This window comes from Rhizobium sp. SSA_523 (genome assembly GCF_030435705.1).
Taxonomy (GTDB): Bacteria; Pseudomonadota; Alphaproteobacteria; order Rhizobiales; family Rhizobiaceae; genus Neorhizobium.
Genome location: NZ_CP129382.1, coordinates 809,511 through 825,102, shown reverse-complemented (window position 1 = coordinate 825,102; position 15,592 = coordinate 809,511). Strand labels below are relative to the sequence as shown.

General features: G+C 61.5%; 16 protein-coding genes. 7 read left to right on the top strand and 9 right to left on the bottom strand.

Annotated features, from left to right (window positions below; all coding sequences use genetic code 11):
* The first annotated feature begins 331 nt into the window (after positions 1-331).
* Entirely contained in the window at positions 332-1,474 is a 1,143-nt protein-coding gene (locus QTJ18_RS12365) for a GGDEF domain-containing protein (RefSeq protein WP_252754678.1), read from the top strand.
* 10 nt (positions 1,475-1,484) lie between these two features.
* On the opposite strand, the gene QTJ18_RS12360 is transcribed toward QTJ18_RS12365, so the two are convergent.
* The 8 genes from QTJ18_RS12360 to QTJ18_RS12325 all read right to left on the bottom strand — a co-directional run bounded on the left by QTJ18_RS12360 (position 1,485) and on the right by QTJ18_RS12325 (position 8,697).
* Positions 1,485-1,820 carry an AzlD domain-containing protein gene (locus QTJ18_RS12360; protein ID WP_252754679.1) on the bottom strand — a complete coding sequence of 112 codons (336 nt, stop codon included), beginning with the start codon at positions 1,818-1,820 and terminating at the stop codon, positions 1,485-1,487.
* On the bottom strand, positions 1,813-2,601 hold the full coding sequence (locus tag QTJ18_RS12355; RefSeq protein WP_252754680.1) for an AzlC family ABC transporter permease: 789 nt from the start codon (positions 2,599-2,601) through the stop codon (positions 1,813-1,815). The genes QTJ18_RS12360 and QTJ18_RS12355 overlap by 8 nt, the downstream gene beginning before the upstream one ends.
* 353 nt (positions 2,602-2,954) lie before the next feature.
* On the bottom strand, positions 2,955-5,468 hold the full coding sequence (gene clpA / locus QTJ18_RS12350; protein ID WP_252754681.1) for an ATP-dependent Clp protease ATP-binding subunit ClpA: 2,514 nt from the start codon (positions 5,466-5,468) through the stop codon (positions 2,955-2,957).
* Between the two features lie 9 nt (positions 5,469-5,477).
* Positions 5,478-5,831: an ATP-dependent Clp protease adapter ClpS gene (gene clpS, locus QTJ18_RS12345; RefSeq protein WP_252754712.1), complete on the bottom strand. Its 354-nt coding sequence runs from the start codon at positions 5,829-5,831 to the stop codon at positions 5,478-5,480.
* A 273-nt stretch (positions 5,832-6,104) separates the two neighbouring features.
* Positions 6,105-6,461, bottom strand: a complete 357-nt coding sequence (locus QTJ18_RS12340) for a phasin family protein (RefSeq protein ID WP_252754682.1) — start codon at positions 6,459-6,461, stop codon at positions 6,105-6,107.
* A 209-nt stretch (positions 6,462-6,670) separates the two neighbouring features.
* Positions 6,671-6,874: a DUF3126 family protein gene (locus tag QTJ18_RS12335; RefSeq protein WP_252754683.1), complete on the bottom strand. Its 204-nt coding sequence runs from the start codon at positions 6,872-6,874 to the stop codon at positions 6,671-6,673.
* A gap of 128 nt (positions 6,875-7,002) precedes the next feature.
* Positions 7,003-7,827, bottom strand: a complete 825-nt coding sequence (gene cysE / locus QTJ18_RS12330; RefSeq protein ID WP_252754684.1) for a serine O-acetyltransferase — start codon at positions 7,825-7,827, stop codon at positions 7,003-7,005.
* An 84-nt stretch (positions 7,828-7,911) separates the two neighbouring features.
* A complete protein-coding gene (locus QTJ18_RS12325; protein ID WP_252754685.1) occupies positions 7,912-8,697 on the bottom strand; it encodes an alpha/beta fold hydrolase in 786 nt (261 codons plus the stop codon).
* A 245-nt stretch (positions 8,698-8,942) separates the two neighbouring features.
* Here QTJ18_RS12325 and QTJ18_RS12320 point away from each other — a divergent pair, with 245 nt between their 5' ends.
* Both QTJ18_RS12320 and QTJ18_RS12315 read left to right on the top strand, forming a co-directional pair.
* Positions 8,943-9,188 (top strand): zinc-finger domain-containing protein, encoded by a 246-nt coding sequence (locus QTJ18_RS12320; RefSeq protein WP_252754686.1) that lies wholly within the window; start codon positions 8,943-8,945, stop codon positions 9,186-9,188.
* 14 nt (positions 9,189-9,202) lie between these two features.
* Entirely contained in the window at positions 9,203-10,369 is a 1,167-nt protein-coding gene (locus QTJ18_RS12315; protein ID WP_252754687.1) for an FAD-dependent oxidoreductase, read from the top strand.
* A 72-nt stretch (positions 10,370-10,441) separates the two neighbouring features.
* On the opposite strand, the gene QTJ18_RS12310 is transcribed toward QTJ18_RS12315, so the two are convergent.
* Positions 10,442-11,635: a cystathionine beta-lyase gene (locus QTJ18_RS12310; RefSeq protein WP_252754688.1), complete on the bottom strand. Its 1,194-nt coding sequence runs from the start codon at positions 11,633-11,635 to the stop codon at positions 10,442-10,444.
* Between the two features lie 404 nt (positions 11,636-12,039).
* Between QTJ18_RS12310 and QTJ18_RS12305 the strand changes: the two genes are divergently transcribed.
* The 4 genes from QTJ18_RS12305 to QTJ18_RS12290 all read left to right on the top strand — a co-directional run bounded on the left by QTJ18_RS12305 (position 12,040) and on the right by QTJ18_RS12290 (position 15,574).
* Positions 12,040-13,062, top strand: a complete 1,023-nt coding sequence (locus tag QTJ18_RS12305) for an amino acid ABC transporter substrate-binding protein (protein ID WP_252754689.1) — start codon at positions 12,040-12,042, stop codon at positions 13,060-13,062.
* Positions 13,063-13,160: 98 nt separating this feature from the next.
* Positions 13,161-13,286: a hypothetical protein gene (locus QTJ18_RS12300; RefSeq protein WP_289852185.1), complete on the top strand. Its 126-nt coding sequence runs from the start codon at positions 13,161-13,163 to the stop codon at positions 13,284-13,286.
* A 7-nt stretch (positions 13,287-13,293) separates the two neighbouring features.
* Positions 13,294-14,418, top strand: coding sequence for an amino acid ABC transporter permease (locus QTJ18_RS12295; protein ID WP_489667256.1), 1,125 nt, complete (start codon positions 13,294-13,296; stop codon positions 14,416-14,418).
* A 1-nt stretch (position 14,419) separates the two neighbouring features.
* Entirely contained in the window at positions 14,420-15,574 is a 1,155-nt protein-coding gene (locus QTJ18_RS12290; RefSeq protein ID WP_252754690.1) for an amino acid ABC transporter permease, read from the top strand.
* Positions 15,575-15,592: the final 18 nt, after the last annotated feature.

Below are 15,592 nucleotides of genomic sequence, written 5' to 3'. Positions count from 1 at the left end.
CTCTCATACCACGCGCCAAATCCTGATTGGCTTTTGACCCTAGAGGGTCAAACAGCGCCGCCAAGCGGCCATCACTTCGATTTCTCCGACGATCCATGGCTTTGTCGAAGTCAGGGAAAGGGATTGCTAACCGGCAAATGCGATCTTCGATGTATAGTGAAGTGGAATCGCAGTTCTGCGACCGCATCGACTGGTCCAGGTTACAAACCATGCTGTTGCTTCGATTGTCTATACGCCAGATCCTGTGCCAGCGCGACAGATGCGATCGTGATGCTGATGATCTTATACTGTCTGGTAGACCGTCAGCGCATTGCGTATCGAGGATGATTGCATGTTGCTCGGCCTAGCCTCTCCGTTCGATGACAAGCATGAGGCGGCCATCAAGCCGGACCTGATCGACCTCCTGTTCAGGTCGACCTTCACAGCCCTCTATATCGGCGCGACGGGCGCCCTGTTCTGCGGCGCAATCGCCGTCAGGACCGGGGACGTCACCTTTTGGATCCTCGCCACCCTCTCCGGCGTGATCACGCTGTTTCGCTATGCGATCGACAGGGCCTACCACCAGGCGCGGGCCAGCCGCAGCCTGGCTTTCTGGGAGATGTCGCACGCCGCCGGAAGCGTGATGTTTGCCCTTCTGGTCAGCACGATCGGCGTGCAGGTCTTCTTTCAGGGCCCTCCGGAGGCCAGTCTCTTCACGGCTTTCTTCCTTGTCTCCTATTGCAGCGGCGTCGTCACGCGACTGGGCGTCCGGCCCTGGCTGGCGATCGGCTGCATCCTGATCGCGGTCCTGCCGCAGGTGATCGCATTGTTCTTTGCGCAGGACCTGCTGAACCTGATGGCCGGCGTCTTTCTGGGCTTCACGTCGCTCGCCGGCATCAAGGTCATTCGGACCTCTTACGGGCAGATCGTCGAACTGCTGCTGGCACGGGCGAAGATGGCGGCGCTGGCCGGCAGCGACGCCCTGACCGGGCTTGCGAACCGGCTTGCCGCCGATAATTTCCTGCAGCACCTCGTCGGACACAGGCCGCCGGGAGGCCAGACGCTGGTGGCCGTGCATTTCATCGATCTCGTTTTCTTCAAGGCGGTCAATGACGGCTTCGGCCATGAAGCGGGTGATGCCGTGCTGGTGGAAGTGGGACGCCGCCTGACGGCGCTGATGCCGGCACGCGCCATGGCGGCACGCCATGGTGGCGACGAATTTCTCGTCATCCAGCCGCAGATTGCATCGCCCCTGGAAGCCGTACAACTCGCCAAGCGCATTGTGGAGAGCCTGTCGCGGCCCTATCTCGCGGCTGGCCAGTCCCTGCGGATCGGCGCCAGTGTGGGCATTGCCGTGACCAAGGACAGTCATCGCACGGCGGCAAGTTTGGTGGCCTCCGCCGATGACGCGCTCTATCAGGCCAAGCGCAAGGGGCGCGGCGGGATCGAGCTGCATGATCTGCAGATCGACCGAAGCCAAGCCGAATTCGGCTGATGAACCGCGCTCAGAGAAGGGCAAGGCCGATCATCAGCAGCGCGATCGAGACGCCCACGCAGACGATCACGCGCTGGCCCGACAGCAGGAAGGCCAAGAAGCCGCAGCCAAGCGCGCCGACCCGCAGCCAGAGCGGACTATCCGCGAGCGCCCCGGTGGGAAAGAAGACGAGCTTGGAAGTCACTGCCATCACCAGCGCGGTGGCCACCGCCCTCACCCACTGGAGCGCTTCGGAATCCTCGTCCAGCCGGTTGCCCACCAGGACGCCCAGCCAGCGCCAGAGATCGGTCGCCAGCCAGCCCGCGACGATGATGACCACATAGACCCAGAGAGCGCCGTCACTCATAACCGGCCTCCTGCGGCTGGGAGGGGCTCGCTGCGGCCTGTCGGCGCTTCAGACGGCGCGGCCGCAGAAGATAGCGGTCGATCAGATAGGCGAGTGTCCCGCCGCCCAGCCCGGCATAGACGACATCGAATTCGCGATCGACAAGGCTGAACAGCGGTCCGAGAACAACGCCGAAAATGAAGGCGGTCTTCACCACCGGATGGCGCGCGCTGGCCCAGATGGAGCCGAAGAAATAGACCGGGGTCAGCATGAAGAGCGCACCGGCAACAATCGGCGGAAACTGCGCCACAATGCCATAGCAGACACCGACGATCACCGCATTGACGAGGGTCAGGGTAATGGCGAAGCCGCCGAAATAGGCCAGCCGGCGATCTCTCGGAACCGACCCCAGATGCTGATTGGCGAAGACCCAGGACGTGATGGCCACGAAATGCGAGAGAAACAGCAGGAGCCAGGTGGGGCTTTTCTCGCTCTTCATATCCGGCATCAGCGAGGCCACCATGGGCATCATGCGGATCGACGAGAGGGTAACGGCGAGAAAACTCGCTGCCAGCGGTGCGCCGCCCACCATGGTGCCGATCAGGATCATCTTGGCCGGAAGAGCCCAGACGGCCAGCGTCATGAACACGGCCTGGTCGCGCGTGATGCCGGATTCCAGGGCGAAGGCGCTGAAGCCGACGAAGGATGTCATCAGGATCATTGCGGGAAGCGAGAAGATGCCGCGCATTCCCGAGATGATCCACGGCAAGGCGGACTGGCTGTCAGGCGAAGGCAGGGGCATCGATCGTTCCGTGCGCGCGCAGGCAAGCCTGCCGCAAAAGTTCAGATCCGCTTGTCACGCTTTCGCCTTCTGTTTGGTGAGGCCTGTCGGAACCGCAGGACGCGGCCTGGTATGACATGACAGGCTTCCGAGTCTTTTCCGGGCAAGTTTGCCTCTGCAGCCGCGTCGCGCCAAGGTCGAATTCGCCACAAGCCCGCGTTATTGCGATACCGGCAACAAAAGCCATGCGCTGAGGCTAATTTCCCACAGCATACTGGCGCACTTCCGCCGCCGTCCCTCAAGGCACGCAGCAAGCCGCCAGACAGCAAGATGCCGGGGATTGCTCCCCGGCATCCATCTCTTCTTTATCGATCTTACTTCTTCTTCGGCACGCGGGGCACCGTCGATCCCTTGCGCGGCTTGCTCTGTTCCGGCTCCTGCGTGATCACGTCGGAATCGGCTTCGAGCGTGCTGCTCTTGGGCGCGGCCTTGCCTTTCGAGCGATCGGAACCGCCTTTGCCGGTCTTGGCCTTGGGTGCGTCCTCGGCGGCGGCTTCCACCTCCGGCTTGGGCTTCACCGGCGCCGTTTCCGGAATGGATTCCAGCACCAGACCATCGGTACCGTCCTCCTTCTTGCCGACCGTCACCTTCACGACACCGCCCTTGCGCAGCGCGCCGAACAGGATCTCGTTGGCGAGCGGCTTCTTGATGTGCTCCTGGATGACGCGCGACAGCGGCCGTGCGCCCATACGCTCGTCATACCCCTTGTCGGCCAGCCAGGCGACGGCATCCTGATGCAGATCGAAGGTCACATTGCGCTCGGAAAGCTGCGTTTCCAACTGCATGACGAACTTCTGCACCACCTGGTGGATGACCTCCGTCGGCAGCGGCGCGAAGGCGATCGTCGCATCGAGACGGTTGCGGAATTCCGGCGTGAACAGGCGGTTGAGCGCCTCTTCATCCTCACCCGTGCGCCTGGACGAGCCGAAGCCGATGGCGGCCTTGGCCATTTCCGCGGCGCCCGCATTGGTGGTCATGATCAGGATCACATTGCGGAAATCGATCTTCTTGCCGTTATGATCCGTCAGCGAACCGTGATCCATGACCTGCAACAGGATGTTGTAGATGTCCGGATGTGCTTTCTCGATTTCGTCCAGCAGGACAACCGAATGCGGATGCTGGTCGACCTGATCCGTCAACAGACCGCCCTGGTCGAACCCGACATAGCCGGGAGGTGCGCCAAGCAGACGCGAGACCGTATGCCGCTCCATATATTCCGACATGTCGAAGCGCAGCAGTTCCACGCCCAAAGACGTGGCGAGCTGCTTGGCGACTTCCGTCTTGCCGACCCCCGTGGGACCGGAAAAGACGTAGGAGCCAATCGGCTTGTTCGGTTCGCGCAGACCGGCGCGCGCCAGCTTGATGGCGGTTGCCAAAGCCTCGATGGCCTTGTCCTGGCCGTAGACCACCGACCGCAATTCCTTTTCCAGATTGGCGAGAACCATCTCGTCATCCTTGGACACGGTCTTGGGCGGAATCCGCGCCATGGTGGCAATCGTGGCCTCGATCTCCTTTTCGGTGATCAGCTTGCGCCGCCGCGAGGCCGGAAGCAGCATCTGCGCTGCTCCGGTTTCGTCGATGACGTCGATCGCCTTGTCCGGCAGCTTGCGGTCCGAAATATAGCGTGCCGACAGTTCCACCGCCGACTTGATCGCCTCATTGGTGTAACGCAGCTTGTGATATTCCTCGAAATACGGCTTCAGACCCTTCATGATCTCGATCGCATCATCGATCGAAGGCTCATTGACGTCGATCTTCTGGAACCGCCGGACAAGCGCCCGGTCCTTCTCGAAGAACTGGCGATATTCCTTGTAGGTGGTCGAGCCGATGCAGCGGATCGCCCCGGAGGACAGAGCCGGCTTCAACAGGTTCGACGCATCCATGGCGCCGCCGGAGGTTGCTCCGGCACCGATCACGGTATGGATCTCGTCGATGAAGAGGACGGCACCGGGATAGTCTTCCAGTTCCTTCACCACCTGCTTCAGGCGTTCCTCGAAATCGCCGCGATAACGGGTCCCGGCCAGAAGCGTGCCCATGTCCAGCGAAAAGATCGTGGCATCGGCGAGAGCTTCCGGCACCTTGCCTTCGATAATCCGCTTGGCGAGGCCTTCGGCAATCGCCGTCTTGCCGACGCCCGGATCGCCGACATAGAGCGGATTGTTCTTCGAGCGGCGGCACAGGACCTGGATCGTCCGGTTGACCTCGTCATGCCGGCCGATCAGCGGATCGATGCGGCCATCCTTGGCCTTCTCGTTCAGGTTGACGCAATAGGCCTTCAGCGCATCCGGCGCCTTCTTGCCGGCAGCCTCGTCCTGCTCGCCGCGAGGTGCCTTGGCCTCGGCCTCGCCCTCGTCGGCGCCGCGCGGCGGACGAACCCGGGACGAGCCCGGACGCTTGCCAATTCCGTGCGAGATGTAATTGACCGCATCGTAGCGGGTCATTTCCTGTTCCTGCAGGAAATAGGCCGCATGGCTCTCGCGTTCGGCGAAGATGGCGACCAGCACATTGGCCCCGGTCACCTCTTCCCGTCCGGAGGACTGGACGTGGATCACCGCCCGCTGGATGACGCGCTGGAAGCCCGAAGTGGGCTTGGAATCCTCGTCATAGCCGGTGATGAGATTGGTCAGATCATGATCGACATAATCGGAAACCGTCTTGCGGAGGGCTTCCAGGTCGACATTGCAGGCTCCCATGACCGCAGCCGCGTCGGCATCATCGATCAAAGCCAGGAGCAGATGTTCTAGCGTTGCATATTCGTGGTGCCGCTCATTGGCGAAGGTCAGTGCCTGATGCAGCGCCTTTTCTAGACTAGGCGAAAATGTTGGCACGTGCGGTCCTCACTTCTTTTCCATGACACATTGCAGCGGGTGCTGGTGCTGGCGGGCAAAATCCATGACCTGGCTCACCTTTGTTTCAGCGACCTCGTACGTGAAAATCCCACATTCGCCGACGCCATGATGATGGACATGCAGCATGATGCGGGTGGCCGCTTCGCGGTCTTTCTGGAAAAAACGCTCCAGAATGTGAATGACGAAATCCATTGGGGTGTAATCGTCATTCAGAAGAAGGACTCGATAGAGACTTGGCTTTTTCGTCTTCGGCTTCGTGCGGGTTATGACCGACGTGCCGCGACTGCCCTGGTCACCTTGGTCGTCCTTCTCAGTCTCCATTAAGATCGGCGATGCGATCATCATTGTCTATTCCCCGGTCGCCCGGCCCCTTGCAGCGAAGCGCCGTTCCGGACCGAACATCAGATGCCTTTATTTAGTTCGCTGAACGTGGATTTTAAGCCCCTTGCGGCAGGGCGCAATCACTATTCCTTGCGTGGCTTGCCTGGAACAGGAAAAACAAGGCCCCAGCCGGGGGCGAAGCACAAAAAAGAACCGGCAGCACCGCTTGTGCCGCCGGTTCAGGACCGTGGTCGAAAAATGTCGGACGCTTGTCTCTCGGCCTTGTGCCGGAGATCAGGCCGCTGCCTGGGCCGGAACGATGGCCGTCGCTGGCTTCTGCAGCGAAGCCTCGGCGGGCTTGTAGGCGCTCTTTGCCAGATCCGCATACATGTCGCTGAGCTTCATGGCTTCGGCCACGAAAGTCTCGTAGGACGTTCTGGCATAGGCCGTCTGCACTTCGTAGACGGTCTCGATGCTGCGGGCCGAAGCCAGTTGCTCCATGTAGGACATCATGCCCTGGAACGACTTCTTCTGGAATTCGCCCGTCTCCGTCGCGATGGCCTGGAAACCCTTAAACAGGTCCGAGTAACCGCGCATCATGCCGTCCACCGCTTCCTTGCTCTTCCGGTTGGCTTCATCGAAATTGAACATTCTCCGCCTCCTGAGGGGTTGCTTCGCACTGCAAATAGGAGATTTTGCACTGCGAAAGTCAAGCGCGGATCGCCCTTAGCGTGTGAAGAATCGGTAACAAAGGGCCCATCAGACCCATTCGCCGCAAGCAAAACTGACGAAACGCAAACGGGACCCGCAGGTCCCGTTCTGGTGATGTGATCCGAATGGATTGCGCGATGCGCCGCCGCTCACAGATCGACGTCGAGGATCGCCATCGAGAAATTGTAGGAGCGGTCTTCGTCCTCGTCGTCGACATAGACGACGCCCAGGAACTCGTCGCCGGCGTAGACTTCCGCGGAATCATCCTTGCGCGGGCGAGCCTTGACGTTCATCGAGGGATTGAACACCCGCTTGAAATAGGCGTCCAGTTTCTTGATTTCTTCGGCTTTCACTGATGTTTTCTCCGTCAGGATTCGCAGTGCGGTGGCTTTTGGCACGGGTCGGTCACGAAAGTAAAGGACGCAAGGCCCAGCTTTTTTCCGCTCCCTCGACACCTAACATGGCGCACCAGGGCAAAGCCTCAATCCTCTGAGCGCAGCATCTGGTCCATCAGGCGCGAGGGCTCAGAACAACCGGCTTCGCCAACCACCTTGGCCGGCACGCCGGCGACCGTGGATTTGGCCGGCACCGGTTTCAACACGACCGAACCGGCCGCAACGCGCGAGCAGTGGCCGATTTCGATATTGCCGAGGATCTTGGCGCCGGCGCCGATCAACACGCCATTGCCGATCTTGGGATGGCGATCGGCGCCTTCCTTGCCGGTCCCGCCGAGCGTCACGCCATGCAGGATCGAGACATTGTCGCCGATCACCGCCGTCTCGCCCACGACGAAACCCGTCGCATGATCGAGGAAGACGCCGCGGCCGATGCGCGCCGCCGGATTGATATCGGTCTGGAAGACGCTGGAGGACCGGCTTTGCAGATACATGGCGAAATCGCGCCGGTCCCGCTTCATCAGCCAATGCGCCAGCCGATGTGTCTGGATGGCATGAAAGCCCTTGAAGTAGAGCACCGGCTCCAGAAAGCGCAGGCAGGCGGGATCGCGATCGTAATAGGCCTGGATGTCGACCCGCAGGATCGTCCCCCATTCCGGCCAGTCGCGCAGCATTTCCTCGAAGGTCTGACGCAGCAGCACGGCCTGCAGATCCGGATGGTCCAGCCGCTCGCAGATCCTATGGATCACGCAATCTTCCAGCGAGCGATGGTTGAGCACCGTGGAATACAGGAAGGCCGCAAGCAGCGGATCCCGCTCCGCACCTGCCTTGGCCTCTTCGCGCAGCGTATCCCAGATCGGATCCACGGAAGCCACCGGCTCCGAGGCGCGTATATCAGTGCGTGCCGCCATGGCAGAACCCTCGTTTGACTGAGACGTCATTATATAGAACAAACTTGCGCAAACTCCAATGCGCGCGGAAAATCCGCATCGGCCTCACGCCGCGGTCTGCCCGGCCAGGAAATCGAGCACGGCAGCCTTGAACACCCGGTCTCCCACCGCCAGCATATGATCCCGATTGGGGATGTCGAGCGCCTGCGCGTTCGGCATCAAGGCTGCCAGTTCCTGCGCAGAGCCGGCGATATCGTCCCTGGTGCCGACGCCGATCAAGGTCGGCACGGTGATGCGCGCCATATCGGCACGCGTTACGAGATCGCGCGATCCGCGGATGCAGGCGGCAAGCGCCTGGCGATCACTCCTGGTCTGGTCGGCAAAGGCGCGAAACATCCGGCCGCGCTCATGCGTCACGGCGTCGAGCGAGGGCGCCAGGAGGGCGTCGGCGATCGGATCCCAGTCGCCCACGCCGTCCGTCATGCCGATCCCCAGGCCGCCCAGCACGAGGGAGCGGACACGCTCCTGATGCGCGAGCGCTGCGAATGTGGCGATGCGCGCACCCATCGAATAGCCCATCAGATGCGCGTTCGGCAGATCGAGGTGATCGAGCAGGGCGACGGCATCCTCGGCCATGATCCATGGCCGGTAAGCCTCCGCATCGGCTGGCTTGTCGCTTGCGCCATGGCCGCGATTGTCGAGCGCGATCACCCGGTAGCCCGCCTCGCCCAGCACCTTCAGCCAGCCGGGATGCACCCAGTTGACATTCGCCGTGGAGGCAAAGCCGTGAATGAGCAGAATGGCATCGCCTGACGCCGTTCCCTCATCGAAATAGGCAAGGTTGAGGCCTTGATGCGTAAAGGTCGAGTATTTCGGTGTGTTCAAGTTCATCCTGCTGCTTCCCTGCTCTGCGATCCGCCACGCTGATGTCCGGTCCTGCCGGCCCTGGCATGGGTGCTGTTCGATGCCGTCCGTCCCTGCTTTGGTCCTGGCCGGCCCTGGCGATCCGGTCTCGAAACCACCCGCCTGTTGCGGACGGGCCGATTTTTTTAACCCGCCGCACCGTCTTGGCACTACACTTTCAACCCCCGCCTCTATAATGTCCGCGGCAGAAATTCAAAGCATTGGAGACGATAATGGCCGGACACGGTATCCCCCATTTCCAGAACGACGGCGGCCACCGGGTGATCGAGGTCGGCGTGAAGGAATTCATGTGCACCGGAGCGAATGTGCCTTTCGACCATCCGCACATCTATATCGACATGGGCGACGACAATGAGAAGGTCTGTTCCTATTGTTCGACGCTTTACCGCTATAACCCGGCGCTGAAGGCGGACGAGACCGTGCCTGCCGGCTGTGTCTTTCATGTAAAGGCCGCCTAGGCGCAAGGATTGCCATGAGCATCAAGAGTGCCGCCATCATCGGCGCCGGTATGGCGGGCCTGACAGCGGCGCTCGCACTGTCCAAGCGCGGCATCCGCGTCCAGATTTTCGAACAGGCGCCCTACCTCGCGCAGGTCGGCGCAGGCCTGCAGATTTCGCCCAATGCCTCTCGCATTCTCGACGCGCTGGGCGTGCTGGATCGCATCGAGGCGGTCTGGACGGAGCCGGAGCGGATCTCGCTCGCTTCCGGCCGTACACTCGGCCATATTGCGCATGTGCCGGTCGGGACAGTCGCGCGGCAGCGCTGGAAGGCGCCTTACGGCGTGCTGCATCGCTACAGCCTGCAGAATGCGCTGAGCCAGGCCGTGGAGGACCAGCCGCTCTGCACGCTCAATCTCGGCAGGCGGATCAGGACCGGAACCACCGAGGAGATCGCAGCCGAAACCGGCGAGCGCCCGGAGCTGATCGTCGGGGCAGACGGTGTCTGGTCAAGCCTGCGAGAGGCCATCCCCTCCCCGCCGGAGCCCGATTTCTCGCATAATGTCGCCTGGCGCTTCATGCTGGATGCCAGCGACGCACCACGATTCCTGCCGCCCGATTCGGTCACCGCCTTTCTCGGTCCGTCGGCGCACATCATCTGCTATCCGCTGAGGGAAGCCGGCGGTTTCAACGTTGTGGCGATTGCCAGCGGTGTGACCCCGGGCGAAACCTGGGACGCGAGCGCCACGGCGGCGGAACGCAGCATGCTGCTGCGACAGTTCCGGCAGTGGAATCCGCAGATCGTCGAGATGCTGAGACGCGCGCATGATGCGAAATTCTGGCCGCTCTACCAGGTCAGCGACGGGCGATGGCACGATGGGGAGAGCAAGGTGCTGATCGGCGATTCCGCGCATGCGATGATGCCCTTCGCCGCCCAGGGCGCGGCCATGGCGATCGAGGATGCGATGGAACTGGCGCGTCAGGTGAGCCAATGCCCGACGCTTGCCGAGGCGCTCGTCTCCTACGAAGCCATCCGCAAGCCACGGGTGGAGCGGGTCCGCCGGCGTGGCCAGTTCAACCGCTTTGCCTACCATCTGCGCGGCCCCATGCGACTTGGCCGCGACGTCGTTCTTGCCTTGCGTCCGCCGCAGGCGCTGGCGGCGGATCTCGATTGGCTCTACGGCTATGATCGCGGCTCCTGAGGCGTCGCGTGAGGCGTAACCTCGTGCGGCGCGTCACGCCTCAGGCGATGCGTGATGGGATGCGGAACCTGATCAGACGGCAGCGGCGGCGGCAAAGCCATTCTCAAGGTCTCGCTTGAGATCCTCGACATCCTCAAGACCGATCTGAAGCCGGATCACCGGCCCCTCCTTGGGCGCCTTGCAGATTGTGCGGTCCTGCAGATTGACGTGCACGGCAAGGCTTTCATAGCCACCCCAGGAATAGCCGAGCCCGAAGAAGGACAGGGCGTCGAGGAAGGCGTGCGCCTTCTTCTTGAACTGCTCGGGCGCGTCGACTTTCAGGACGAAGGAAAAGACGCCGCTGGCGCCCTTGAAATCGCGCTTCCAGATCGCGTGGCCGGGAAAGCTCTCCAGCGCCGGATGCAGCACCCGCGCCACATCCTCACGCGCCTCCAGGAAGCGGGCGATTTCCAAGGCGCTGGCCTGATGATGCGCCAGACGAACGCCCATGGTGCGCAGGCCACGCAGGATCTGATAGGAATCATCCGGCGAGCCGCAAATGCCAAGCGTCAACTGCGCCTCCAGCAGTTTGGGCCAGTGCCTGGCATTGGCCGAGACCGATCCCATGACGATGTCCGAATGGCCGGAGGGATATTTGGTCGTGGCATGGATGGAGACGTCCGCACCGAAATCGAGCGCCCGGAAGAAGAGCGGCGTTGCCCATGTATTGTCGATGGTTACCACGCAATCATGGCGGTGAGCCGCATCGGCGATGGCGCGGATATCCTGCATTTCCATCGTGTTCGAACCGGGCGCTTCGGTGTGAACGAGGCGCGTATTGGGACGGATGAGCTGCTCTATGCCGGCACCGATAGCGGGATCGTAATAGTCGATCTCGACGCCCAGGCGCTTCAGCATGGTATCGCAGAATTGCCGGCACGGCGAATAGACCGAATCGACGATCAGCGCGTGATCGCCGGCCGAAAGATAGGCGAGAAATGGAACGGTGATGGCGGCAAGGCCGGACGGCACCAATATGGTTCCCGCCGCGCCCTCCAGAGCATTGAGCGCCTCGCAGAGGGCGTCGGTGGTCGGCGTGCCGCGGGTCCCGTATGTATAGGGCTGGGCGCGGGTTTCCATGGTCCGGCTGTCGGGAAAGAGGACCGTGGAGGCATGCACGACCGGAGGATTGACGAAGCCGAAATAATCCTGCGGATCGTGGCCGAGATGGGCAAGGCGGGTATTCGGACCGGATTCGTCGAGAGAGAGGGTTTTCTGTCTTTTCATCGCAAGGCGGGCTTTCCAATAAACAACAGCTGTTTTGTGGAGCCGCCGGTGGCGGTCGTCAACCCGGCAGGATGAGGAATGCGGTGGCCGTCCAACCGTCACGGCGAGGCCGATACTGTCACAATCCGGCTTGCGGCAAGCCGATCCACAGTCCTCTGTGGTCAAGACTTGATCAGCGCCTGCACAAATACGCAGGCTTTGCCTGATATATCACCAGTAAACGACAATTTGTCTGATTTAAGGCGCAAAATTTTCAGGCGAGGCTTGACCCTGCACATATTTGCGACTGTGATACGGCCAGCTCGTCAGGGAGGCCTCACGCGAGCGGTCCCCGCCGACCGAGGAAAACAGGCGCGGTGCCGGGACTATGGGTCGATTTAAAAAAACAGACAAAGGTTGGGAAAATGAAGAAGACGATTCTGTCAGCCGCGATTGGCGCGGCAGCTCTTGGCGCTGCCTCGGCTGCATCCGCTGCCACGCTTGACGACGTGAAAGCACGGGGCGTTGTGACCTGCGGCGTCAGCCAGGGTATTCCAGGTTTCTCGAACCCCAACGACAAGGGTGACTGGTCCGGCATCGACGTCGATTACTGCCGCGGCATTGCTGCAGCCGTCTTCGGCGATCCGTCCAAGGCGAAGTTCGTCGCTCTGTCCAGCAAGGACCGTTTCCCGGCCCTGCAGTCGGGCGAAGTGGATGTCCTGACGCGTAACACGACCTGGACGGTCAGCCGCGATACCTCGCTCGGCTTCAACTTCCGCACCGTCAACTACTATGACGGCCAGGGCTTCATGGTGAAGAAGAGCCTGAACGTGAAGTCGGCTCTCGAACTCTCCGGCGCAGCCGTCTGCGTTCAGCAGGGTACGACGACCGAACTCAACCTCGCGGATTACTTCAAGGCGAACAACCTGCAGTACAATCCGGTCGTCTTCGAAAAGGAAGCCGATGCGACGAGCGCCTATGATTCGGGCCGTTGCGACGTCTACACCACCGACCAGTCCGGCCTTTATGCCGTACGTCTGAAGATGAAGAACCCGGATGACAACATGGTTCTGCCGGAAGTCATCTCCAAGGAGCCGCTCGGACCGGCCGTTCGCCAGGGCGACGACCAGTGGTTCGACCTCGTCAGCTGGGTCCATTACGCCATGGTGGGCGCCGAAGAACTCGGCATCACCTCCAAGAACATCGACGACATGAAGGCCAGCGGCGGTCCGGACATCAAGCGCATGCTCGGCTCCGAAGAAGGCACCAAGATCGGCACCGATCTCGGCGTCTCCAACGAATGGGCCTACAATGTCGTGAAAATGGTCGGCAATTACGGCGAAGTCTTCGCCCGTAACCTCGGCCCGGAAACGCAGATCAAGATTGAGCGCGGCCTCAACGCATTGTGGACCAAGGGCGGCCTGCAATACGCTCCGCCGATCCGCTAGTCGCCTTTCCAGATATGGAAAACTTGAAAGGCGGGGGTAAACCTCGCCTTTCAACGTATCAGAGAACCAGAACCCGTAACGGGCAGCAACAAGCTCGAATGAGCGAGAACCAAGAACAAGCTCAAAAGAGCAAGAACAGAGGGAAAGCGGCCTATGGCAGGCTTCGCGCTGAATTTGGCAAAACAGCAAAAACCACGATCATCCACATCATCGCTCATCTATGATCCCAAAGTGCGGGGGATCTTCTATCAGGTGCTCACCGTCGCGCTCGTCGCGCTCTTCGTCTGGACGATCACGCAAAACACCATCAACAACCTGGCCAAGGCGAATATCGCGTCCGGCTTCGGTTTTCTGGAAGGGCGGGCCGGCTTCGACATCGCCCAGACCCTGATCCCCTATAGCAGCGATTCCACCTATGGCCGCGCGCTGATCGTCGGCCTGCTCAACACGCTGCAGGTGGCGATCTTCGGTATCATCACGGCCTCCATCATCGGCTTTATCGTCGGCATTGCGCGGCTGTCGCGGAACTGGCTGATCGCGCGTCTGGCCCAGGTCTATGTGGAAATCTTCCGCAATATCCCGCCGCTGCTCGTCATCCTGTTCTGGTACAAGGGTGTGATCGCGGTCCTGCCGCAAGCGCGCGATTCGATCGAATTGCCGCTCTTCTCCTATCTCAACAATCGCGGCTTCTTCTTCCCGAGAGCCGTCTGGGGCAGCGATGCCTGGCTGATCGGGCTCGCCTTCATCGTGGCGGTCGTCGCATCGTTCATCATCTTCCGCTGGGGGCGTCGGCGCCAGGCCGCCACCGGCAAGCAGTTCCGCTCCGGCTGGACGGCGGTCGGCCTGATCATCGGCCTGCCCACCCTGACCTATCTCGCGCTCGGGACGCCGCTCTCCTTCGACTATCCGATCGCCGGGCGCTTCAACCTGACCGGCGGCAGTTCCATCGGCCCGGAATTCATCTCCCTCTTCCTGGCGCTGTCCTTCTACACCGCATCCTTCATCGCCGAGATCGTCCGCGGCGGGATCATGGCCGTGCCCAAGGGCCAGACGGAAGCGGCAAGCGCGCTCGGCATCCGGCCTTCCGTCACCACAAGGCTGGTGATCATCCCGCAGGCCATGCGGATCATCATTCCGCCGCTGACCAGCCAGTATCTGAACCTGACGAAGAACTCCTCGCTCGCGGTTGCCGTCGGCTTTGCCGACGTGGTGGCTGTTGGCGGGACCATGCTGAACCAGACCGGCCAGGCTGTGGAAATCGTCGCGCTGTGGCTTGTGATCTACCTGTCGATCTCCGTCACCACCGCACTGTTCATGAACTGGTTCAACGCCAAGATGGCCCTGGTGGAGAGATAATATGGCGCATACCGACTCTTCCTTCGTGCGCCTGCAGATGGCGCCCGCCCAGCCGGCCCCATCGAGCCAGGTCGGCCCGGTCCACTGGTTGCGGCACAATCTTTTCGCGACGGTTGGCGACACGATCATGACGATCCTGGCGCTGGCACTGCTCGTCTATACCCTGCCCGGCATCATCCAGTGGCTGTTCATCGACGCGACCTGGAGCGGCGCGGACCGGACGGCCTGCGCAACGGTGTCGCAGGGCGGGGTTCTGCCGGATGGCCAATCCGGCGCCTGCTGGGCCTTTGTCTCGGCAAAATTCGAGCAGTTCATCTTCGGCCGCTACCCACGCGACCTTTATTGGCGCCCCATGCTGGTCATGGTGCTGTTCGTGGCCCTGCTGATCCCCATGCTGATGCCGAAGGCGCCGCTGAAGGGGTGGAATGCCCTGGCGCTGTTCATCGTCCTGCCGGTCATCGCCTTCTTCCTGCTGGGCGGCGGTTTCGGTCTGCAGCCGGTCGAAACCCAGCTGTGGGGCGGCCTCATGGTCACCCTGATCCTGTCCTTCTTCGGCATTACCGTGTCACTGCCCTTCGGCATCCTGCTGGCCCTGGGGCGGCGGTCGAACATGCCGGTCATCAAGATGCTGTGCGTCCTCTTCATCGAGGTCATTCGCGGCATCCCGCTGATCACCGTCCTGTTCATGGCAAGCGTCATGCTGCCGCTTTTCCTCCCCGATGGCTGGACCTTCGACAAGCTGCTGCGGGCGCTGGTCGGCGTGTCGCTGTTTTCCTCGGCCTATATGGCCGAAGTGATCCGCGGCGGGCTGCAGGCCATTCCCAAGGGACAGTTCGAGGGCGCCGACTCGCTCGGCCTCAGCTATTGGCAGAAGACGCGGCTGATCATCCTGCCGCAGGCCATCAAGCTGGTCATTCCCGGCATCGTCAACACCTTCATCGGTCTCTTCAAGGACACCTCGCTCGTCTACATTATCGGCATGTTCGATCTCTTGGGCATCGTGACGCTCAACCAGTCGGACGCCAACTGGTCGACGCCGGTTACCCCGATGACCGGTTATGTCTTTGCCGGCTTTGTCTTCTGGATCTTCTGCTTTGCCATGTCCCGCTATTCGCTCTTCATGGAGCGGCATCTCGACACCGGCCACAAGCATTAAACGAATAGGATTGAACCC